Here is a 21,094-nt window from a genome sequence, read left to right on the forward strand (position 1 = left end):
TGCAGGCCCCATGCAGCATCGGGAACTCCAGGCAGCGCCATCTCCATCGCATGGAACCAGCGTGCTCGACGCTCCTGATCAAGTCAATCGTCCCGGCAGAGTTGTGCCGTACTTTGGAATGCCGCGGCGCGGCATGCATCCGGGAGTTGGCGCGGGTTACCCCGCGCGGTTGCGGGCGTAGTCGAATCCGTTGTCTCGATTTTCATTTCCGAAGTACGGAACGCGATCCAGACCTACGCATGACGGATCATGCGGGACGGATACACGACCCGGCTACCGGCGCACTAGGCCTCGGTACCGACATCGCGCAGCAGCACCATCAGTTCCACCGCGGCGGCCCTGAGTTCCGGCACCATGCTCGCCCGTATCGACTCGACGTCCGGCCGAAGCTCGACCGCGCCGCAGTTCAGCGCCATCAGCATGCTGCCGCGGCCCACCCTTAGCGGCAAGGCAATGCCATATGCGTTGCGCTGGTATTCACCGACCGACATGCAGACGCCGGTCTCGCGCAAGTCATCGAATGCGGCTTCGATGTTCTTCCTGATCTCTTCCGCCTGCGGGCCCGCGGCCTCGACCACGGACGCCACATAGTCAGCCCGTGCGTCCTTGGGCAGTCCCCACAGCCAGGCGCGGCCGATCGCTGTCAGGCCCATCGGCAGCAGCGAGCCCACGCCCAGCCGCAGCGTGGCGATGCGCGTGCTGGTCCGATAGGCAATGTAGAGCATGTCGAGCTGGTTAGGCACGGCAAGTGCAACGGACACGTTGAGCCGGTCAGCCAGTTGCTGCATGAACGGCTGGGCGAGCCGCGTCACCGCGTTGGTCTCCAGGTACGCGTGCCCGATGCCGAGCGGACCACCGGCCAGCTCGAATTGCGGCCCGCCCGCCACCCGGCGCAAGAAGCCCAGGCTGACCAGCGTCACCGTCAGCCGGGACACCGTCGACTTCGAGAGCCCCGTTCGACGCACCAGCTCGCTGTTGGTCAGGGGCACCCGCTCCGCGCGAAAGGCGCGCAGCACCTTGAGACCACGCTCCAGCGTCATGGTGACCGGTGAGGATTGAGTCATTGCCACTCCGTGCGCCTTACAAGGTAGGGAACAAATCATCAGGCCGGCGGACGCGCCCGATCTGCTGCTCTTCGATGGCGGAAAGGAACCGCCGCAGCGTGAGAAGATCGACCTGGCGGATCAGGTGCAGGCGCTTGGATTCCGTCATGGACTCCGGTGCGGTTTCCTGGCGCGCTTTACTCACGTGCCGTCAGCCGCTCCTGCAGCAATTGCGCCGTGGCGACCAGCCGCGGCCCGAGCTCCCGCTCGATACGGGCACGCGTCATGCGGGCGGTACGGCCTACGCAGGCCAATGCCAGGGGCGGCTGGTCCGGCACGCAGAACGGCACGGCGACCGTAGCCAGCTCCGGCTCCCACTCGCCGAGCGACATGCAGAAGCCCCGTGCGTGGACCTGGGAGATCTTCTCAGCCATGCGCCGCCGTAGCGTCGGCCACTCGCGGCCGGCCTTTCGCTCCACGTTGCCCTGCAGGTAGCAGCGTTCCAGTTCCGGGATCGCAGCCAGCAAAGCCGATCCCATCAGGGAAGACGCAATATGCAGCCGCGTACCCGGCGTGAGGCGCAGGTCCAGTACTACCTGGCTGCCGACACGGCTGTCGAGCACGATCACATCGAGCCGGTCTCGTGTGCCGAGCACCACGTTGGTATCCGTAGCTTCGGCGAACTTCCGCATTTCGACGTTGGCCTCCCGCCGAACCGCAGGGTCGGCGATCGCTGCGTAACCGAGCGACAATGAGGCCGCCGTAAGGCGGTACTTGCGGCGCGCTTCGTCGTGGTGCAGGTAGCCCAGCGCGACCAGCGACTGCAGCAAGCGGGACACCGTCGCCGCGGGGATGCCGGTTTCAAGGGAGATTTCCTGGTTGCCCAGCCACACCTGCTCGGGGCCGAAAGCTGCCAGCACGGCCAGACCGCGTGCCAGCGGCATGACCCTCACCTCGCTTTCCGCCGTGGCGGATCGGCCCAGTCTTCTAAAAATCGTACCGGTATCGTACTGGTGATCCCTCGACCTTGCGCCGGCTTGCTGCAACATGGGCGTCTCCGTGTGTTTGAGGGGTAGTTCCGTCCGAGGCCGATCCGCATCCGAGGACTCGATTACCTGACGAACGTTAGGTAGAGTTTGAACAGCGGATTGCGTGAATGCCATGGGGGTTAACCCACTTCACGTGCGCCTCACCGGCGCCCGGCCGGCGGCTCCGCGCTAGACCTGCGGGGAATCCGCAAGGTGCGAAAGCTACACACCTGTCGCGACTTTCCCTTGCGTAACTGCAGAATGCAGGCAAGCGACGCGATTGCTTGTGATTTCATGAAAGCGGTCAGGCCTTCCACATCACTATTGCGGCCAGTGCCCGATTGCTTGAATCGACGAATGCGATCGACGAATCGGTACGATGCCCATTGGGGCCGACCGTCCCTGATCGGATGTTCGGAACCATCTACATCGCGCGGCCCTGGTCGTTGGTGAAGACTGCCGCGATCTGCCTGGCAAGGCAATGTGGCCCGCCAGGCAGATATCGAACGACTTTAGAACTTGTGACGCAGGCCGACAGCCACGCCCAGCATCGAACTTCCACCGCTTGGCAGTACGTAGCTGGAGCCAAGGGCCAGGCTGGTGAGGTAGCCGGTCGCCAATGAATCAAGTGTCAGGCCGGCGTTCTTGGCGTATGCGGTGGTCAGATAAACATCGGTACGCTTGGAAAATGCATAGTTCGAAATAAATGCGATCTGCCAGGGATTGGGCGCATTTTTGTTGCCGTACAGGTTCTTCAGATTATCGTACGAATACTCAAGCGTGAAACCCAGGGCAGAAGTTGCCTGATAGTTGGCGCCAATCCAGTAGTAATCGTCGCGCACCATCACGGCATCCGTTGAATTCTTGCTTTGCCCCCAACGGTAGCCGCCCATGATTTTCGCCGTGCCAACGGTATAGCTCGCAGCAACCGATGCTTTCTTGACCGAACCGCTGGCAATACCAATCGACGGATTCCACTGGTCGTAGCCGATGGTCCCGGCAAACGGGCCGACCGCGTACATCGCGGCTGCGCCATATGCACTGTCGCGGCGGAACTGCCCGGGAACCTCTCCGTTGCCGCCGAATGCAGGCACTGCTGCGGCGACTTGCGGCTGGGTCAACCCAACACCGAACGACCAGTGAGCCCATGCTGACAGAGGACCGAATTGCCCCGTGTACTTGACGGTATTGTCCTCCCGGTAGTTGCCACCATTCTGCAACACCGTCGGTTCGTAGAGCGTCGCGAAGGCAGCCGGGGCGAAGTTAGCCAGCGCATCAAACATCGAGGTGTACTGACGGCCAAAAGTCAGCTGCCCGAGGCTGGCGCTCTGCAGGCCGACAAAAGCCTGGCGACCAAACATCCGGCCACTTTGCTGGCCAAGACCTGTATCCGCGGCAAAGCCGCTTTCGAGGACGAAGACTGACTTCAGCCCACTACCCAGGTCTTCCGTGCCACGAATACCCCAGCGCGATCCGGACAGGCCGCCCGAGCCCATGCGGTAAGCACTATTGGCGGGCCCAGGGTTGAAACCGTTTGTTGCTGCCGGCACCGCGCCAACATGATTGACATACTCGACGTTGGCATCGACCACGCCATAGAGCGTGACACTTGTCTGCGCAAATGCGGTTCCCGCACCAGCGAGCATTGATACCGTAGCAATGCACTTCAACTTCATAAGCGCCTCCTCCTTCTTTCCTGGTTTGGACGTGGATTTCCCGTCCGGTTTGGTAACGACTTTCGCTACTCATCTTTTTTTGACACTACGAAGTCACTGAAACGCATTCGAGAAAGGGTTTCGAATGACGTCCCAATTTTTGACCTGCTGCACACAGGCTTCGGCGGGTAAGCATAGAAATGGACGCCGGCAAGTTCAACGCAGGAGCCGTGGATGTCCCGTACAGTGGAAAAAAGGGTCAATGGTGAGCTGCTGCGAAAGCTGAACCGGAAGCAGCTTCCTCCTTGGGGGTGACAGCTGAAGAACGGCATTCTTCACGCCCGCCAGATCGCAAATCGAGATCGCGCTGGCAGCGGCGCAGGAGACGGCAAACGACGCTAGCGTCGGGCCACGCGTGAGGTTGAACTCGCCTCGATGCGACATGCCAAGAGGCGCGACTACCCGCCTGTCTTGCGAGGGACGGCATTGGGGCATCTAATTGAGTAAGGAGGCCAGAAGGAGACTCCCATGGCGCAGTGCACAAAGTGCGGGTTCGAAAATGCCGTTGAAGCCAATTTTTGCCAGCAGTGCGGCAACAGGCTGGCACGCGTTTGCCAGCGCTGCGGCCGCGCACTGGATCCGACGGCGCGCTTCTGCATTGCGTGCGGCGAGCCCGTCACCGAATTGCCCGAAGCATCATTCGCTGCCCCCATTCACTACACTCCTCCCTACCTGGCCGAGCGCATTCGGGCCGAACAAGCCGCCCTGGAAGCCCGGGGTGAGATAGCAGGCGAACGCAAGACCATCACCGTCCTGTTTGCAGACATGGCGGGTTCGACGGCCTTGATCCACGACCGGGACCCAGAGGAGGCGTACCGCCTGATCGCCCCCGTCATCGAAATGATGATGGAGGCTGTTCATTACTACGAGGGCTACGTTGCCAAATCATTGGGCGATGGAATACTGGCGTTGTTCGGCGCGCCCATTGCTCACGAGGACCACCCGCAGCGGGCGCTCTATGCAGCGCTGCGCATGCAGGCGGCGATGCATCGGCACAGCGACCGTCTTCGGCTGGAGCAGGGTATCCCGCTGCAGATCCGGGTGGGCGTCCACACGGGCGAAGTGGTCGTGCGTTCGATCCGCAAGAGCGACCTGCACACTGACTATGACCCGGTAGGAAACACGATCCACATTGCCTCGCGGATGGAGACCATGGCCGCGCCTGCGTCCATCCTGGTCAGCGAAGCCACGCACAAGCTCGCTGAAGGTTACTTCGAGTTCAAGGCGCTGGGCGAGGCTCAGGTCAAAGGTATCCCGAAGCCACTGCCGGTCTACGAAATGCTGGGCCTGGGGGCGCTGCGCACGCGCTTGCAAGTGGCGGCGCGCCGCGGTCTGACCCAGTTTGTGGGCCGCGAGGCCGAACTGGAAGCACTGCACCGGGCGCTAGAACAGTGCACGGCCGGACACGGGCAGATCGTTGCGGTGGCGGGGGATGCGGGGGTTGGAAAGTCTCGGCTATTTCACGAGTTCAAGGCGCGCTCGCAGAGCGGCTGCCTCGTGCTGGAGACCTTCTCAGTGTCGCACGGCAAAGCCTTTGCGTATTTGCCGCTCATTGAACTCTTGAGGAACTATTTTCAGATTACCGCCGAGGACAGCGAGCGGCAGTGTCGCGAAAAGGTTACGGGAAAAGTGCTCACAACAGAGCGCAGCCTGGAAGACCTTTTGCCCTACCTGCTTCAACTGCTGGGTATCAGCGATGGCTCCGGGCTGGCTGACATGGGCGCCGATCTGCGGCGGGAGCGCACGTTCCAGGCCATCACGCGCCTGCTGGTGCGCGAGAGCTGCAATCAGCCTGTCGAAGTCATGATAGAGGATCTGCAATGGCTGGATAGCGAAACCGAAGCGTTCCTCGCATTTCTCATTGATCGGGTAGCGGACGCCCGAATCCTACTTCTCGTGAACTACCGGCCAGAGTATCGCCTCGCCGGGAGGCACCGGGACAATTGCACTGAAGTCAGGCTCGTTCCGTTGGGCTCAGCAGAGGCACAGGGCTTGCTCAGTGTCTTATTGGGCGATGACTCCGGGCTGGGGCCGCTCAAGCGGCTCATCCTGGAAAAGACCGAGGGGAATCCCTTTTTCATGGAGGAGGTCGTCCAGACGCTGGCCGAGCAAAAGGCGCTGCTCGGTATACCGGGCCGATACCACATCGAAGAAACCCCCGCCGCGCTGTATATTCCGACCACAGTACAGGGGGTGCTAGCCGCACGCATAGATCGGTTGCCTCGCGCGCAGAAGGAACTGCTGCAGACCCTGGCCGTGATCGGCAAAGAGTTCCCCTTGAGCTTGATCCGGCAGGTCGCCGGACAGTCGGAAGCGTGCCTGTATCCTCTGCTAGCCGGCCTGCAGGCCGCGGAGTTTATCTACGGGCGACCAGCCTTTCCCGAGGTCGAGTATGCGTTTAAGCACGCGCTCACGCAGGAAGTCGCCGGCAACTCCTTGCTCTCGGAACAGCGCTCTGCCCTGCACGAACGCACGGGTCGAGCCATCGAAGACCTTTTCCGCAATCAGTTGAAAGAGCGCTGCAACGAACTGGCCCACCATTATGGGCGAAGCGACAACACTCCAAAGGCGGTGGAGTACCTGCACTGCGCTGGACGCCAGGCGGTTGATCGTTCGGCTCATCTCGATGCAATCCGTCACCTGAATGCGGCTCTGGAGCGGCTCATTCAACTGCCCGACACCTCGGAGCGCGCGCGTCTGGAGTTGACGTTGCGCGTCACCCTTGGACAAGCCCTGATTGCCGCGAAGGGTTATGCCTCATTTGAGGTGCAGGTGAACTATTCTCGGGCCCTGATCCTAAGCGAGAAGATTGGCGACACTCCGCAGCTCTTCCAGGTGAAGTTGGGATTGCGCATGTTTTTTGCCACAAGTGCGCAGCACAGTAACGCGTATGAACTGGGTAAGGGGCTGCTCAGCCTGGCCGAGAAGACGCAAGACCCGGTGTTGCTCGGGCAGGCGCATATTGCGCTGGGAGGAAGCTCGCTCTATCTAGGCGAGTTCCACAAGGCTCGGAGCCACCTGGAGCAGGCGATTGCCCACTATGAATCCGAACACCACCAAGTCCATGCGGCACTTTATGGGCAGAACCCTGGGGTACGCGGCTTCAGTCTTTTGGCATGGGTCATGTGGTACCTGGGATTCCCGCTCCAGGCCAGCAAACAAAGTCAGGAGGCGCTGGCGCTAGCCCGGAAAGTCTCTCACCCGTTGAGCCTGGCACTCGCCCTGGTCCATGCTGCCGAGATGCATCAGTACCTGCACGAGGTGCAGCAGACTCGCGAATGCGCCGAAGCCGCAGTCGCGCTCTCAGCCGAACAGGGGTTTCCGTTCTGGCTAGCATGGGGAACCATCCTGCGGGGTTGGGCGATCGCCGAGCAGGGAAGCAGAGAGGAAGGCATCGCGCAGATGCGCGATGGCCTGACCGCCTACCAGGCTGCGGGCGCCGCGTTCGGTTGTCCTTACTTTCTGGCCCTGCTGGCGCAAGCCCATGCGAACGCGGGCCAAGCCAGCGCGGGTCTGTGCGTGCTAGCCGAAGCGCTAGCCAGGGCGAGCAATACGGGGGAACGCTACTATGAAGCGGAGTTGCATCGGCTCGAGGGAGAATTGTTGCTCCAACACTTCGGCGCACAGCCCCGCATGTCCTTGGACCACGAAGCACCGGAAGCGTGTTTTCATAAAGCCATCATGATTGCCCGCCGGCAAGGTGCGAAGTCGCTTGAACTGCGCGCGTCGCACAGCCTGGCGCGGCTATGGCAACAACTAGGCAAGACCGAAGCTGCGCGCCAGGCGCTGGTCGGGATACAAGGGGCATTTACGGAAGGGTTCGACACCGCCGACTGGCAGCAGGGCAAGAGACTGTTGGATGCCCTGCCGCCCGAGCATGACGCGTAGCGGACGCTACTCAGGCGCTTCCCAGAGAAGGCTGGTACCCGACCGTCTTCCTTCTGTCCCCCGCTAGCGGATCGCCCCCGCGCTGCGCAGTGCCGCAAGTTCCTCCGCAGAGAGTCCCCAGTCGCCCAGCACCTCGTCCGTGTGCTGTCCCGGCCGGGCCGGTGGACGCTGGATGCTCCCCGGCGTGCGGCTGAAGCGCGGCGCCGGCGCGGGCTGCACCACGCCATCGACTTCGACGAAGGTCTTGCGCGCCTGCAGATGGCGACTGTGCGGTGCCTCGCCGAGCGAAAGTATGGGCGTGATGCAAGTCTCTGTGCCAGCCGCGAGCACAACCCACGCGTCTCGCGTGCGCGTGCGGAAAGCGGCGGCAAACTGCTCGCGCATCGCCGGCCAGCCGGCGCGGTCATGCTGGCCGGGCAGCTTGTCGGCATCCAGCCCCAGCAGCTTCACGGCGTTGCGGTAGAAGCGCGTTTCATTGGCGCCAATTCCGACATACTTGCCGTCCTTCGTCTCGTACACGTTGTACCAGGGGGCGCCCGAATCGAGGCGGTTGGTGCCCCGCTCGTCCGTCCAGTAGCCGGCCGCCCGCAGGCCATAGATCAGCGTCATCAACGACGCCGATCCGTCCACCATCGCGGCATCCACCACCTGCCCCCGTCCCGACATGCGGCTCTCTAGGATGGCGCTCACCACGCCCAGCGCCAGGTACAGCGAGCCGCCGCCGAAATCGCCGGCCAGATTGAGCGGGATCGACGGCGATTCGCCAGCCTTGCCGACGGAATGCAGCACGCCCGTCAGTGCAATGTAGTTGATATCGTGCCCCGGCTCCTGGGCGAGCGGGCCGTCCTGCCCCCAGCCTGTCATGCGGCCATAGACCAGCCGCGGGTTGACCTTATGGCAGTCCTCGGGGCCAAGCCCCAGCCGTTCCGCTACGCCGGGCCGGAAGCCCTCGATCACCGCGTCGGCCTGGCTGACCAGCCGCAGTACGGTCGCGACTGCTTGCGGGTGCTTGAGGTCCAGTGCCGCGCTGCGGCGGCCGCGATTGAGCAGGTCGAAGCGTGCCTCGACCGGTGCGCCCCCGTCTGACGGAGAAGGGCGATCGATGCGGATGATGTCGCCCCCCAGGTCGGACAACAGCATGCAGCAGAACGGCCCTGGACCGATGCCGCCCAACTCAACGATCTTGATTCCCGCCAGGGGTCCTGTTGGCTTTTGCGCCATGGTTTCGTGCTCCTCGGTGCCTTTGCTTTAATCTGCGCTCAGATCTACGTTCGAGCTACCCCGCCCTGGGCTTCGTCCCACGGAGCAGATTCAGCCAGTTGGTGGTCTCACATCCGCCGATATGCGACCCGCATTCCCACCAGCAGTCCTTTCACCATCCCTACAACCATACATGACGCAGGATAGTCGAGAAGCTTGCAACCTGCGCCTCGCGGACGTCCCGTACTTCGGAATACCACAGAGCCACGCGGCCGTCTCCTTTGGCTATGGATTCCATATCCCCTTGGAGGCCAAGCACTTTCATTTTCGAAGTACGGGAGAGTTTCGCGTTGCGCTTTGACGCGGCCGCGCAGTGCCACACAGACTACGGAGGACCGATAGGAAGCCGGCGCTGCAGGGTGGCAACGACAAACCGCCTCAACCGAGGGCAGCCGAACCACCACCTGCAGAACGCAAGTGAGCTCGCTCAGCGGTTCATTGGCGATGACAAAGGAGACAAGATGAATCACGCAGCATTGCCGGCCCGCAGTGGCTTGCTAGTAGTTATCTTGTGCTTTTTGACACTGGTGGCGGACGGCTATGACCTCATCATCTATGGCGCGACCGTTCCGCGTCTTCTGGAAGAGCCTGGCTGGAACCTGAGCCCCGCAGCAGCGGGGATGATAGGAAGCTGGACATTGGTGGGCCTGATGGTTGGCATGGGGGCGGCGGGTCCGATGACCGATCGCATGGGCAGACGGAACCTGATCATGATTGGCGTGCTGTGGTTCTCCATCGGCTCGATCCTTTGCGCACTCGCGCCTTCCCCGTTCTCACTGGCGGCTGCCCGCTTCGTTACCGGCATCGGCTTGGGCGGCGTGGTGCCATCGGCCGTGGCGCTCACCGTTGAGTATGCGCCGACGAACCGGCGCCAGTTGTACAACGCGCTCACGCTCACGGGCTACTCGGTTGGCGGCATCATCTGCGCCTTGCTCGCCATTGCCCTGCTTCAGGCACATGGCTGGCGCACGCTCTACGCCCTCGGTGCGCTCTACGTTCTGATCCTGCCGGTGATGTATCGTCTCCTGCCTGAGTCAGTGAACTTCCTGGTGGACCGCGGCCGCATGGAGGAAGCGCGCCAACTCGCCACCCAGTATTCCCTCGATCTCGCCCAGATTTTGCGCGACCAGCAGCAGCACCGCTTGCAGGATGCCACAGCGGGAGCGCGTGGATACCGTCAGTTGATGTCGGCCGAGTTTCGCTCCTCCGCTCTGCTCTTCGCCTTTGTGTGCTTCTGCGTGCAATTGATCGTCTATGGGCTGAACACGTGGCTGCCTCAGTTGATGCGCAAGGCTGGCTATCCGCTGGGTTCGTCCCTGCAATTCCTCCTGGTGATGCAGTTTGGCGCCGTCGTTGGCATGGTCGGAGGCTCCTGGCTCGCTGATCGTGTCGGTTCCAAGAGAGTGATCATCCCGTTCTTCCTCATTGGGGGACTGTCGCTGATTGCGCTGAGCCAGCAGCTGGACTTCGCTTGGCTGATGCTCGCAGTGTTCGGTGCGGGAATCGGATCCATCGGCACCACTACCCTGATCTACGGATACATTGCTGCGCACTTTCCCGCTTCCTGCAGGGGCTCGGCGATTGGAGCAGCGCAAGCGTTGGGGCGGTTCGGATCCATCCTCGGTCCGCTCATCGGCGGGTGGATCGTCGGTTCGAATCTGGGATTGCAATGGAATTTCTATGCGTTCGTCGTCCCGGCCGTCGTTGCAGCAGTGTTCGTGCCGCTGATCCCGAAATCCGGGTATACAGGCCCTGCTCACGGACACGGAAATGGGAAGACTGACAGTCTCCGTGCATCGAAAGAAGTGGGGTGATCTTTGTCGGTATTTCGGCAATTGGCGGCTGCAACTGCTTGATCCCTGCCGGCATTTTTCGAGAGCGCTCGCCCCCACAGAGATGGGGCGGGTCGAGCATCTGCTTGAGCGGGTGCTTGAGATCCCGATGGCCGGGAACCATCAGTCCTGGCGCTCGACACTGTCCTCGACCAGCAGATCCACCAACTTCCGTGCAAACAACGGCAAGGCGCCGAGGTCGGCAACGCATAACTGCAGCTTGCGCTCGGCCCAATCGTCGTCGAGCTCGACAATGCGCAGCGCCATCGTACCGGCGTGACGGGACGCGGTGCTTTCGGGCAGCACTCCGACGCCAACATTGGCCTCGATCATCCGGCACGCGGCTTCGAAGTTGCTGACCTGGACGCGCCAGCGCAGCTCACGCTGCAGGTCGGCGGCGGCCCGCTTGAGGAAATTGTGGATCGCGCTTGCCTCCGGAAGGCCGATGAAGTCGTAGTCCAGCGTATCGACAAAGTCCGCGCTGTTGCGTCGGGCCAGCGGATGGCTCAGCGCGGTGGCAAGTACCAGGCGGTCGCGCCGGTATGGCATGACTTCGAGCCCTTCGGTGCGCACGTTTCCGGCAATGATGCCGATGTCGGCGATCCCCTCCAGCACCGCGCGCACGATGTCGGGGCTCAGCCGCTCGTGCATATCGATGGTCACGTCCGGATGACTGACAAGATAAGTGCGAAGTACGGCCGGCAGGAGTTCGCTCATCGCGGTGGTGTTGGCGAAGACGCGCACATGGCCTTTCACGCCTGCCGCATACTCCTGGAGATCACCGCTCAACTGCTCCAGCTGGCGCACTACCCGGCGCGCATGGGCGAGCAGGGTCTCGCCTGCTCCGGTCACCTTCACGCCCTGGCTGCTGCGGCTCAGTAGCCTGACGCCGACGTCCTTTTCGAGACGCTTGATGCGGATGCTGGCCGCGGCCAGCGACAGGTTTGAGCGTCGCGCACCGCCGGTCAGGCTCAGCGCCTCCGCAATATGCGTGAACAGTTTCAAGTCGACCAGATCAAAGCGCATCACATCCTTCCCACGCGTCGTACCGGATTATTTCTCAATGCAGCGTGCAATTTCTCTGGACTCGCCAGGCGCAAACGGGCGCGGGATTTCCGACCAGGCCGGCGGCATTGAAGCGCCCAGCATCTACTACCACTTCAACTCGAAAGAAGCGCTGCTCGAGGAGGTAATGGAACACAGTGCCCAAAGCATCTTTGCGCACTGAAGGCGTCTGACCGAATGGCGTTCTCAGGCCGGCCAGGCGGGCGTGGGCGGTGGCTTCTAGAGAAACTCGAGTTGACCGATGAGCGGACCGGTTGCGTTGCGGTAGTCTCTGTCGAACCACCATTTCGCATCGCACATTACTCCGATGCGAGTGCTCCGTCAGACGATGCCCGCCTCCCGCATGGCTTGCACCTGGGCGAGGTCGTAGCCCACCTCTGCAAGCACTTCTTCGGTGTGTTCGCCAACCATGGGCGGACGGCGCACCACATCGGGCGGCGTGCGCGACAGCATCGCCGGCGGCGCCACAATCGGCGCCTTGCGCGGCAGGCCCGGGTAGTCGAGCCAGATGTAGGCGCCCGACTCCTGGATCGAGGCATCATCGAGCGCCTCGCGCGGGGAATAGATCGGCGCCGCCGGGATCTTGGCCTTTTCCAGTTCCCGCAGTGCCTCGTCGCGGGTGCGGGTGGCACACCATTGGCCCATCAGCTCGCTCAGCAACTCGCCGTGCTCGCCGCGCTGCAGGTCGTCGCGAAAGCGCGGATCATCCACCAGTTCCGGCGCGCCGATCAGGTTGGCCCAGCGTCGGAACAGTGGCTGCCCAATCACCTGCGCGATGATCCAGCCGTCGGTCACGCGGAAAATGTCCGACGGTCCATAGGAGGGGCTGCGGTTGCCGATCGCCTGCCGGTCGAGGGCAAGCGTGGCTTCCTCGATCAGCGCCCCGCTGGACAGGTTCAGCGCCGTCTGCAGCAGCGAGGCTTCGACCCACTGCCCGCGGCCGCTGCTGCGCCGCTCATACAATGCCAGCACGGTGCCGAGCGCGCATGACAGGGCCGTGGAAAAGTCGACCACCGGCACCATCGCCTTGGTGGGGCTGTCAGGCGTGCCCGACATATAGACCGCTCCGCTGAGCGCCTGGCCCACCCCATCGAATCCGACGCGGTGGCCAGCACCTTCATGCGATCCGAAGGCGGTCGAAGCGGTGAGGATGATGCGGGGATTGACCGCGCTGAGCATGGCGTAGTCCAGCCCCAGATTTGCCAGCGTCTTGGGCGGCATGTTGGCCACCACCACATCAGCCGTTTCCACCAGACGGCGCACCACCTCGCGGCCCTGTTCGCTGTCGATGTCCAGTGTGACCGAGCGCTTGTTGCGGTTGCACTGCAGGAATAGCGCGCCCTCCCCCGAATCCGTGACCGGCACGATGAACCGGTCTTCGCTGCCGCCTACCCGATCGATGCGGATGACATCGGCGCCGTAGTCCGCGAGCAGCGCCGCGCAGAACGGGCCGGCAATGAAGCGTCCGAAATCGAGGACGCGGATACCTTCAAGAACCTTGGACATCTCGTTAACTTCCATTTGACTCGTAGCCTCATCTGAGTGAGACACCGGGTGGTGGATCGATCGTGACCGTCGGCCCTGCGCCAGTCAACCAAGGCTCCCAAGGCGTCCCGTACTTTGAAACTGCCGCGCCGATGAATGCCCAGTGGGCGTTGGAAACGGCGCACCGTTGTGTCGCGCCGCCCAGGCGACCCAGTCGGTTTTCGGCTAGCGGTGGGCCGCCAGCTGGCAGGCCGTCGCTATTCGTCGGCACTACCGACGGCGTCCAGCAAGGCGCGCACCTTTGCCGGCATCAGTCGGCGCGCCGGCGTCAGCGCATAGATCCTCGATGGCGATGAACTGAATGCGGGTAGGACTCGTACGAGGTCCCCGCGCTTGACGTAGTCCTCGACAAACCTCGACGCAATGCGCGCCACCCCCAGCCCGTCAATGGCGGCCCGCACCCGTATCTCCGCATTGGAGGTTCGGATGCGTGGTTGCACGGATATCCGCACCACCTCCCTCCCATCCTGGCAGGACTCCCAGTACTGGTCGTCCGGCTCGACGAGAGCAGGCCATGCTTCAAGCTCTTGCGGCGCCTGGGGGAGCCCGCGCGCCTTGCACAGGGAAGCGGATGCATAAAAGGCCCGCTCCATTGCCACCACCCGCTTGCTCACCATCGAACTGCCTGGTAGTTGCGTGGTGGTCCTGACAAAGGCAACGTCGTACCCCTGTTCGATGAGATCGGGCACCCCTCGCGATTCATCGATCTCGACGCGCAGGTCAGGATACGTCTTGAGGAGCCTGGCGAGTGCCGGGGACAAATGCAGCCATCCGCTCTCGTAGGGCGCGCTCACCCGCAGCGTTCCCCGGACTTCCGGCGTTGCCGACTTCGCATCGGCCGCGACGTCACGCAGCGCCGCAAGCAGCGGTGCCGCGCGCGCATAGACCCCCTCGCCGGCTTCTGTGACGCGCACGCGGCGGGTGGTTCTCTCCAGCAGCCGGATGCCAAGCTGTTGCTCTAGCCGCGTCACCGATGCGCTGACCGAGGATTTGGGCAGCCTGGCCCTGGTGCCAGCGGCCGTGAAACTGCCGGCTTCCACTACCCTGCAGAAGTTCTCCCAGTCGCGCCAGTCGCTCGCTTCTTCGGTATCTTCCGGCGCCATGTTCAATCAATCCGTCTTTGCCACATCGCAAATATTCCGCCGCAAACGGCGACCCACATCACAAAATAGAAGCCATCCAGCGTCCTGAGGAAGCTTGCCTGCTGCGTGACCATGCGGCCGATCTCATGCAGCGCCAGGCTGGCGGCTTCATTGCTGTTGTGGCCCATGCTCTCGAATGCATGGACCATCCGATCGCGCGTGGCCTGGTAGATCGCGTCGAACGGGTTCACGAACTCAGCAAGACGAGAATCATGAACAGCGAACCGGTGCTGGTCCAGGATGATCATGGTCGCCGTGGCAAATGAATAGGTCAGTTGCTTGACGATGTTCTTGAAACGGTAGCCATGATTGAACTCTTCTACCGCGAAGATCCGGAAAGTGACATTGGCCACAGGCAAAGCCACGAACAACAACAGCAGGCCGCGCAGCACCAGTGGCAGCACCAGCCACGACACGCTGGCGCCGGGCGGCATATGTCCCATCCAGCCGCCGATCAGAGCCGCCAGCAGGAAGCCGGGAGCGATCATCCATTTCTTGTGCTGGACCAGCGATGAGTACCGGAAGTACGCGAATGCCAGGGGCAGCGAGAGTAGTGACGTGATGCCAACCAGTTGCCCGGCGCTCTCCACCGGGTAGCCAAGCCCGCCTTCCAGTAAGCGCGAAACCAGGTAACCCATTGAGTGACTCAGATAGTAAAAGAGCATGTACAGCACGATCCCGACCTGGAACGTCTTTTCACGCAATGCATGGAGGCGAACGAGGGGCCGGGGGTGATGCCATTGGTGCCAGACGAACCACGCCAGCGCCAGCAGACCGGCCACGCTCAGGAGCACGAGTGCGGGCGAGGCGCTGAACACTTCAAAGCGCACCTGCTGCATCACGATCAGCAGCGCGCTCAGTCCGGAGGCAAACAGGATATACGGCCAGAAATGCATGTCGCCGCGCGCTTCGAGGTGCACCTGGCCGGAATGCGGCACAGCAAACCAGGCCAACAGGGCCAGAGCAGCACCGCCGAGCGCCGTGCCGGCGAACAGCGCGCGCCACCCGAAGTGTGCGATCAGATAGCCGCCGGACAGTGGCGCGAGCGCGCTCGCCAGCAAGATCATCACCAGGAACACCTGCATGGCTGCCGGGCGCTGCTGCGGGTTGAAACTGACCTGAAGCTGGATGCGGCAAGCGCTCATCATCGGGCCGATGAAGTACCCCTGCAGCCCGCGAGCCACTGCCAGTTCCATCGACGATTCGGACAGCGCGGACGCCACCGAGCCGGCGGCGAACAACAGCAGGCTGGCGCTGACATAACGCCGGTAGCCGGCGCGCTCGACCCACCACTGCTGCTGCAGGATGCCAAGCACCGAGGTCATGGCATACATCGTCGACGCCCAGACCAGTTCATCAGGCGAGGCATTGATGCCGCCCGCGATGTACCGCGTGAAGAAGCCGAACATCGCGTTGTCGAAGTAGTCGAGCCCCGTGGCGAGCGCGATCGCCCAGGCGAACACATTCATGCGCGGCTGCTTCCCCTCGATCTTCTGCAACCCGGCCGGCGTGGTATTCATGCCTTTACTTCCTGCTTGCCTTGGTGGATCCGGGCTCTATGCCAGAACCACCTCATCGCATGAATCTAGCGTGAGAGCTATCCGATTGCTTGCATCAGACGCCGGCGAACACCGGTAGCCTCTGCCCGCCACGTTCGATCATCCGGGCCTGGACTGGGGTGCCGATCTTCAGCGTCTCCGGCGGCCCTTCGATCTGCGTGAACAGGAAATAGCCCTCATCCATCTCGACGAACCCGACCGTGTACGGCGCGATCGCCGCAAAGGCCGGCGTTGGCCCGCGCATCACCGTGCTGAAGGAATACAGCTTGCCGTGGCCCGCGGAGACTTCCCACGCGAGCTTGTCGGCGCTGCAGTGCGGGCAGAAGGAATGGGCCGGCCATACCGCCTGGCCGCATCCGCCACAACGCTGGTACTTCAGCAGTCCTGCACCCAGGCCTTCCCAGTAGGGCTTGGCATCGAGAAGCTGGTACGGCTGCGGCCAGCCATCTTGCGTTTGGGTCATCACGTGCTCCGATGAGGTTCAGGTGGAGGAAGACAGCAGCAGCACGCTGCCGGCAGCCAGCATGCCCCCGGCGCCCTGCACCAGGACAGTCCCCGGCCGGCGGCTGGGCGACTGGCCGAGCGGTTCGCCGCGCAGCTGGCGCACCGCCTCGACCATGCTGTCCATATTGCAGGAGATCCCCGGCTGGCCGAACGACAGCCAGCCGCCGTTGGTATCGGTGGGCAAATCCCCATCCAGGCCGGTACGCCCTTCGCGGTACACGTCGATGCCGCGGCCCTTCTTCGCGAAGCCCAGGTCTTCCATCACGATCGGTCCCATGTGAGCGAAGTTGACCGAGATCTGCGCCATGTCGATGTCAGCGGGCGTCAGCCCCGACATCGCATAGGCCTGGCTTGCCGCCGCCGCCGTCGCCGTATGGGTCAGGTTCGGCATCTGCCCGAGTTCCGGGAACTTGCACGACCGCATGTTCATGCGGTCCCCCAGGTACTCATGCGTGGTGGCCGAGCCATAGCCCATCAGGTAGACCGGGTTGCGCGCCGCCTTGGCCCGCTCCGGCGAGGTGACCACCAGCGCGCCGCCGGTGCCGCCGCCCCAGGTGGAGCACATCCAGCGCCGCAGCGGCGTGGCCACGTACGGCGAAGCCAGCACGGTGTCGCGGTCGATCTCGCCAAACCTTGCCTTGGCGGCGTGCGGGTGATGCACGGCCCAGCGCTGGTTCGACACCGCCACTTCGGCCAGGTCGGCTTCGGTGAGGCCGTAATCATGCAGGTAGCGGCAGGCGGCCTGGCCGTACAGCGCCGGGATGATCGGGCCGTACGGCACCTCGAACTGCGGATCGGCATCGGCCTCGGCGCCCATCGCCACGGCATCGACAAACAGCTCGGTCGCGTCGCTTTGCAGGCAGAGCACATACTCGGCCTGGCCCGCCGCGATCATCTCGGAAGCAACCGCCAGCGTCGCCGTCAGCCCCGCGCCGTGCATGGTGATCTCGCTGGTGCGCTTGACCGCCATCTGCATGTGCGAAATGAAGATATTGCTCCACTGCGAGCGCTTGTCCGCCCAGGGCGACCGTCCCGTGTACACGGCGTCGACCTGGTCCTTGCTGATGCCCGCGTCCTGCAACGCGCGCCGGGTGGCTTCGGCTGCGAGCTGCAGGGGGTCCTTGCGATCCGCCCGGGACGCATAGGCATCGCCCATCCCGATGATGGCTGCCACTGGCTTGGTCGACATGGCCGCCATGCCTCAGGCCGCCTTCAGTTCGGGCAGCGACGATGCGATCAGCGCGTCGAGGTCTTCGCGCTTGCGCAGCATCAGCAGGCTCCATTCGCCTTGCTGCAGCAGGTCGCCGTTCTGGTTGATCGCGCTAATGCGGAACTTGATCACGCCGTACTTGTCGTCCTTCTCCTTCTTGCCGATCACCTCGCACACCGCGTAGATGGTGTCGTTGATATACACCGGGTTGCGGAAGCGCATATTGTCGATGCCGTAGTTTGCCTGGATGCCCAGGCCAAACTGGATCAGGCCCGTGACGATCGAGTACGTGAGCGAACCCTGCACCAGGCGCTGGCCGAACCGCGTCTTTGAGGCGTAGTGCGTGTTGGAGTGAATCTCGATCCAGTTGCCGGTGAGTGCGCAGTAATTGACCACGTCGGCTTCGGTGACGGTACGTCCGCCGGAGCGGAACACCTGGCCAACCTGCAGCTCATCAAAGGTCTGGTCGATACGGTTGTTGATAACGCGCTTGGTCGTGTCAGTCATTTCGATGGTTCCTTGAAGTCGTTGCGCGCTCAGCCCATGCGCATGGACTTGGCGATGATGGTCTTCTGGATCTGCGAGGTGCCGCCGCCGATCGTGCACTGGATGCTTTCGCGCAGGTAGCGCTCCATGTCGGCTTCCGGCAGGTTGGCGTAACCGCCCAGCACCTGCATGCCAGTCAGCGCGCAGGCCTTCAGCGTCTCGGAGCCGTAGAGCTTGGCCATCGACACCTCGCGGCTGCAGGGCATGTGCTCGGCCGCCATCTGCGCGGCGCGGTAGCACAGCAGGCGGGCCGCGTCGACCTCGGTCTGGCGGTCGGCCAGCATGTGCTTGAGCACCTGAAAGTCCCACAGCTGCTTGCCGAACTGGATACGCTCATGGGCGTAGCGCACGGCGTTGGAGACGGCCTCCTGCGCGTTGCCCACGTAGGCCGCGGCCACCGAGCAGCGCTCCAGCTCCAGGTGTTCGGTGATGATCTTCCAGCCCTGGCCCTCCTCGCCCAGCATGGCGTCGGCGGGCACGCGCACGTTGTCGAGGAAGATCTCTGTCGTACCGGTGGCATGGCGCGACAGAGTGGGCAGCTTGTTGATGACCAGGCCGGGCGTGTCGTTGGGGATCAGCAGCACTGACAGGCCACCGTGTTTGTTGTCCGGGTCAGTGCGCACCAGCATGGCGATGACCACGTCCTTGGCGGCCGCGCCGCTGCACCACAGCTTCTGGCCGCTGACGATCCAGTCGCCGTTGGCGTCGCGGCGGGCGCGGGTCTTGGTGTTGGAGGCGTCGGAGCCGGCATCGGGTTCGGAGATCGACACCGAGAAGCGGATCTTGCCCTCGATAAACGGCCTGATGTACTTGTCCTTCTGTGCGGCCGTGCCGTACTTGGCGATGTTCATCGCGGTGAAGGTGGGCACTAGGATCGCGGCGGCGAAGTCGAAGCCGTACTTGCCCAGGCCCTCGGCCATCAGCGTGTAGTCGAAGATGTCGCCGCCAGCGCCGCCCTCCTCCTCGCTGAACAGCAGGCCCAGCCAGCCCTGCTTGGCGATCTTCTCGTAGGCCTCGTAGGGGTAGTCGCGGTTCACATCGCACTTGCGGATGTACTCGACTGTGACCTCGTTGTCCATGAAGCGGTTCACGGTATCGAGCCACAGGGCCTGCGATTCATTCAGGAAATTCGGTTGCACTGTATTGCCTCCAATGGTGTGCGTTGGCATCTGCCTGCATGGCAGCGGTACGTCGCTGCGATGCGTGTTGGAAGCGTAGTGGTGTGCAGCCGGCAAACCAACTGGCCTTTTCCGAAGCGTCGATTCGGTGAAGTCGAAGTGACTGGCGGGTACCCGTGGCTCGGCGGCAAGCCGAGGCAGCGCCGCGGTTTTTCGGTAAGGGTCAGCCCTGCTCGGATGCCGGCGGCTCTCCGCGTGGACGGTCGAGCAGTTGCTTCATCAGCGCGGCGGCAGGCGGGCTGAGGACACGGCCGCGCGCGGTGGCGATGTGGGTGGTGCGTACCGCCCAGGACTCGTCAATGGCCACGCAGGCGACCTGGTCGAACAATTCATGGCTGAACAGGCACTCCGGCAGCACGGTCAGGCCCAGGCCGGCCTGTACCAGGCTGGTGGCAACGCCTGCGCTGACCACGTGGAAAGACGGTGCGAACTCGGCGCCCAGCCGTTTCGCCGCGGCGCGGAACATGCCCACCATCGATTCCACCGGAATCAGCCTTTCCGGCAGCAGGTCTTCGAACCTGACCGTCTCGCGCGCGCTGAGCGGATGCGTGAGGGGCACCACGGCGGCCAGCCGGTCGCGGCGGTACGGTGTCACGTCGACACCGCCCAGGTCCAGTTCATGCGCCATGGCGAACACGCCAATGTCCGCATCGCCGCGCGACACCGCATCGACAATCGCGATGTTCTCGAGTTCATTCACCACCAGTTCCACCAACGGGAAGTCGCGCGCGTAGTCGCCCAGTTCGCGGGCGAGGAACGGCACGATGATGGAGCGCGCCGACGCCACCACGAGCTTGCCGCGCATGCCCTCGGTAAAGGCGGAGATCTCGGAGCGCAGGTTCTCGATGCTGTCCAGGATCTGGCGGGCGTAGCGCACCAGCACGGCGCCCGCGGGACTCGGCACCACGCCCTTGGGCCCGCGTTCCAACAGCTTGACGCCGGCGATGTCCTCCAGATCCTGGATACGCTTGGTCGCCGTCGAAGCAGCGATGTTCTCGCGGATCGCCGCGCGTCCGATTTGCTGCTCTTCGACGGCGGACAGGAACAGCCGCAGCGTGAAGATATCGACTTGCCGGATCAGGTGCAGGCGGTTGAATTCGGTCATGGGCTTTCGTTCGGTTTCATCAGCTCGGCTTTCTCAGGTGCCGTCATCCGCTCCTGGAGGACCTGGCCGTGGCCACCAGCCGGCGCCTGGGCTCCCACTCGACACGCAAGCGCCATGCATGCGGTACGGTCAATGGGGGGGGGCGGCAAGCAAACTGCCACGGCGACCATGGCCCCGCTCCCGCTCCCACTCACCGAGCAACATGCAGAAACAAAATCAAAGTCTTGTGAGACCTTCTCCGCCCGGCACCGCCGTAGCGTCGGCTACTCGCGGCGGGGCCTTGCGCTCCACGCTAGCAGAGTTCCAGCTCCGGGATCGCCGCCGGCAATGCCGATCGCATCAAGGAAGCCCCAAAATGAATGCGCGTATCCGGCGTCAGGAGAAAGTTCATTAATGTCATTCCCGCCCGATGCAGATCCGCGCCCGGATGCAATACACCTGACGTACGTTAGATAAAGTCTGAACGTCGGATCG

17 protein-coding genes are annotated in these 21,094 nt (G+C 63.2%); 3 read left to right on the forward strand and 14 right to left on the reverse strand.

Going from position 1 to position 21,094, the window contains the following annotated elements; genetic code table 11:
• Window positions 1–284 precede the first annotated feature (284 nt).
• The 4 genes from AC3FKH_RS27890 to AC3FKH_RS27905 all read right to left on the reverse strand — a co-directional run bounded on the left by AC3FKH_RS27890 (window position 285) and on the right by AC3FKH_RS27905 (window position 3,747).
• Window positions 285–1,064 carry an IclR family transcriptional regulator gene (locus AC3FKH_RS27890; RefSeq protein WP_488678940.1) on the reverse strand — a complete coding sequence of 260 codons (780 nt, stop codon included), beginning with the start codon at window positions 1,062–1,064 and terminating at the stop codon, window positions 285–287.
• 16 nt (window positions 1,065–1,080) lie between these two features.
• Window positions 1,081–1,212 (reverse strand): hypothetical protein, encoded by a 132-nt coding sequence (locus AC3FKH_RS27895; RefSeq protein WP_488678941.1) that lies wholly within the window; start codon window positions 1,210–1,212, stop codon window positions 1,081–1,083.
• 28 nt (window positions 1,213–1,240) lie between these two features.
• Entirely contained in the window at window positions 1,241–1,987 is a 747-nt protein-coding gene (locus tag AC3FKH_RS27900) for an IclR family transcriptional regulator (RefSeq protein WP_488678942.1), read from the reverse strand.
• Window positions 1,988–2,583: 596 nt separating this feature from the next.
• Window positions 2,584–3,747 carry a porin gene (locus AC3FKH_RS27905; RefSeq protein ID WP_488678943.1) on the reverse strand — a complete coding sequence of 388 codons (1,164 nt, stop codon included), beginning with the start codon at window positions 3,745–3,747 and terminating at the stop codon, window positions 2,584–2,586.
• Between the two features lie 507 nt (window positions 3,748–4,254).
• Between AC3FKH_RS27905 and AC3FKH_RS27910 the strand changes: the two genes are divergently transcribed.
• Window positions 4,255–7,674: an adenylate/guanylate cyclase domain-containing protein gene (locus AC3FKH_RS27910; protein WP_488678944.1), complete on the forward strand. Its 3,420-nt coding sequence runs from the start codon at window positions 4,255–4,257 to the stop codon at window positions 7,672–7,674.
• Between the two features lie 63 nt (window positions 7,675–7,737).
• Here AC3FKH_RS27910 and AC3FKH_RS27915 read toward each other — a convergent pair whose 3' ends face one another.
• A complete protein-coding gene (locus tag AC3FKH_RS27915) occupies window positions 7,738–8,895 on the reverse strand; it encodes a CaiB/BaiF CoA transferase family protein (RefSeq protein ID WP_488678945.1) in 1,158 nt (385 codons plus the stop codon).
• Window positions 8,896–9,395: 500 nt separating this feature from the next.
• Between AC3FKH_RS27915 and AC3FKH_RS27920 the strand changes: the two genes are divergently transcribed.
• Window positions 9,396–10,748: an MFS transporter gene (locus AC3FKH_RS27920; RefSeq protein ID WP_488678946.1), complete on the forward strand. Its 1,353-nt coding sequence runs from the start codon at window positions 9,396–9,398 to the stop codon at window positions 10,746–10,748.
• A 141-nt stretch (window positions 10,749–10,889) separates the two neighbouring features.
• Here the strand turns inward: AC3FKH_RS27920 and AC3FKH_RS27925 are convergent, their stop codons facing one another.
• Window positions 10,890–11,792, reverse strand: a complete 903-nt coding sequence (locus AC3FKH_RS27925) for a LysR family transcriptional regulator (protein ID WP_488678947.1) — start codon at window positions 11,790–11,792, stop codon at window positions 10,890–10,892.
• Window positions 11,793–11,829: 37 nt separating this feature from the next.
• On the opposite strand from AC3FKH_RS27925, the gene AC3FKH_RS27930 reads away from it, so the two are divergent.
• Window positions 11,830–11,994 (forward strand): TetR family transcriptional regulator, encoded by a 165-nt coding sequence (locus tag AC3FKH_RS27930; RefSeq protein ID WP_488678948.1) that lies wholly within the window; start codon window positions 11,830–11,832, stop codon window positions 11,992–11,994.
• 158 nt (window positions 11,995–12,152) lie between these two features.
• On the opposite strand, the gene AC3FKH_RS27935 is transcribed toward AC3FKH_RS27930, so the two are convergent.
• The 8 genes from AC3FKH_RS27935 to AC3FKH_RS27970 all read right to left on the reverse strand — a co-directional run bounded on the left by AC3FKH_RS27935 (window position 12,153) and on the right by AC3FKH_RS27970 (window position 20,620).
• Entirely contained in the window at window positions 12,153–13,337 is a 1,185-nt protein-coding gene (locus AC3FKH_RS27935) for a CaiB/BaiF CoA transferase family protein (RefSeq protein ID WP_488678949.1), read from the reverse strand.
• A 236-nt stretch (window positions 13,338–13,573) separates the two neighbouring features.
• Window positions 13,574–14,479, reverse strand: coding sequence for a LysR family transcriptional regulator (locus tag AC3FKH_RS27940; RefSeq protein WP_488678950.1), 906 nt, complete (start codon window positions 14,477–14,479; stop codon window positions 13,574–13,576).
• 2 nt (window positions 14,480–14,481) lie between these two features.
• Window positions 14,482–16,038 carry an MFS transporter gene (locus AC3FKH_RS27945; RefSeq protein ID WP_488678951.1) on the reverse strand — a complete coding sequence of 519 codons (1,557 nt, stop codon included), beginning with the start codon at window positions 16,036–16,038 and terminating at the stop codon, window positions 14,482–14,484.
• A 94-nt stretch (window positions 16,039–16,132) separates the two neighbouring features.
• Complete coding sequence (locus tag AC3FKH_RS27950) at window positions 16,133–16,540, reverse strand: Zn-ribbon domain-containing OB-fold protein (protein WP_488678952.1); 408 nt, start codon at window positions 16,538–16,540, stop codon at window positions 16,133–16,135.
• Window positions 16,541–16,558: 18 nt separating this feature from the next.
• Window positions 16,559–17,770 (reverse strand): thiolase family protein, encoded by a 1,212-nt coding sequence (locus tag AC3FKH_RS27955; RefSeq protein WP_488678953.1) that lies wholly within the window; start codon window positions 17,768–17,770, stop codon window positions 16,559–16,561.
• Between the two features lie 12 nt (window positions 17,771–17,782).
• Window positions 17,783–18,298 (reverse strand): MaoC family dehydratase, encoded by a 516-nt coding sequence (locus AC3FKH_RS27960; RefSeq protein ID WP_326348367.1) that lies wholly within the window; start codon window positions 18,296–18,298, stop codon window positions 17,783–17,785.
• 29 nt (window positions 18,299–18,327) lie between these two features.
• The gene (locus AC3FKH_RS27965) at window positions 18,328–19,476 is read right to left on the reverse strand and encodes an acyl-CoA dehydrogenase family protein (RefSeq protein ID WP_488678954.1); all 1,149 of its coding nucleotides are present in this window, start codon (window positions 19,474–19,476) and stop codon (window positions 18,328–18,330) included.
• Between the two features lie 202 nt (window positions 19,477–19,678).
• On the reverse strand, window positions 19,679–20,620 hold the full coding sequence (locus AC3FKH_RS27970) for a LysR family transcriptional regulator (RefSeq protein WP_488678955.1): 942 nt from the start codon (window positions 20,618–20,620) through the stop codon (window positions 19,679–19,681).
• Between the last annotated feature and the right edge of the window lie 474 nt (window positions 20,621–21,094).

It is taken from the genome of Cupriavidus sp. 21MJTG02-4, from assembly GCF_057798975.1.

Bases quoted from the DNA above. Each gene is read 5' to 3' on its own strand.
- AC3FKH_RS27900 (WP_488678942.1), bottom strand. From the start codon at position 1,987: ATGCCGCTGGCACGCGGTCTGGCCGTGCTGGCAGCTTTCGGCCCCGAG.
- AC3FKH_RS27920 (WP_488678946.1), top strand. From the start codon at position 9,396: ATGAATCACGCAGCATTGCCGGCCCGCAGTGGCTTGCTAGTAGTTATC.
- AC3FKH_RS27915 (WP_488678945.1), bottom strand. From the start codon at position 8,895: ATGGCGCAAAAGCCAACAGGACCCCTGGCGGGAATCAAGATCGTTGAG.
- AC3FKH_RS27895 (WP_488678941.1), bottom strand. From the start codon at position 1,212: ATGACGGAATCCAAGCGCCTGCACCTGATCCGCCAGGTCGATCTTCTC.
- AC3FKH_RS27950 (WP_488678952.1), bottom strand. From the start codon at position 16,540: ATGACCCAAACGCAAGATGGCTGGCCGCAGCCGTACCAGCTTCTCGAT.
- AC3FKH_RS27930 (WP_488678948.1), top strand. From the start codon at position 11,830: ATGCAGCGTGCAATTTCTCTGGACTCGCCAGGCGCAAACGGGCGCGGG.
- AC3FKH_RS27945 (WP_488678951.1), bottom strand. From the start codon at position 16,038: ATGAATACCACGCCGGCCGGGTTGCAGAAGATCGAGGGGAAGCAGCCG.
- AC3FKH_RS27925 (WP_488678947.1), bottom strand. From the start codon at position 11,792: ATGCGCTTTGATCTGGTCGACTTGAAACTGTTCACGCATATTGCGGAG.
- AC3FKH_RS27910 (WP_488678944.1), top strand. From the start codon at position 4,255: ATGGCGCAGTGCACAAAGTGCGGGTTCGAAAATGCCGTTGAAGCCAAT.
- AC3FKH_RS27890 (WP_488678940.1), bottom strand. From the start codon at position 1,064: ATGACTCAATCCTCACCGGTCACCATGACGCTGGAGCGTGGTCTCAAG.
- AC3FKH_RS27935 (WP_488678949.1), bottom strand. From the start codon at position 13,337: ATGTCCAAGGTTCTTGAAGGTATCCGCGTCCTCGATTTCGGACGCTTC.
- AC3FKH_RS27955 (WP_488678953.1), bottom strand. From the start codon at position 17,770: ATGTCGACCAAGCCAGTGGCAGCCATCATCGGGATGGGCGATGCCTAT.
- AC3FKH_RS27940 (WP_488678950.1), bottom strand. From the start codon at position 14,479: ATGGCGCCGGAAGATACCGAAGAAGCGAGCGACTGGCGCGACTGGGAG.
- AC3FKH_RS27960 (WP_326348367.1), bottom strand. From the start codon at position 18,298: ATGACTGACACGACCAAGCGCGTTATCAACAACCGTATCGACCAGACC.
- AC3FKH_RS27970 (WP_488678955.1), bottom strand. From the start codon at position 20,620: ATGACCGAATTCAACCGCCTGCACCTGATCCGGCAAGTCGATATCTTC.
- AC3FKH_RS27905 (WP_488678943.1), bottom strand. From the start codon at position 3,747: ATGAAGTTGAAGTGCATTGCTACGGTATCAATGCTCGCTGGTGCGGGA.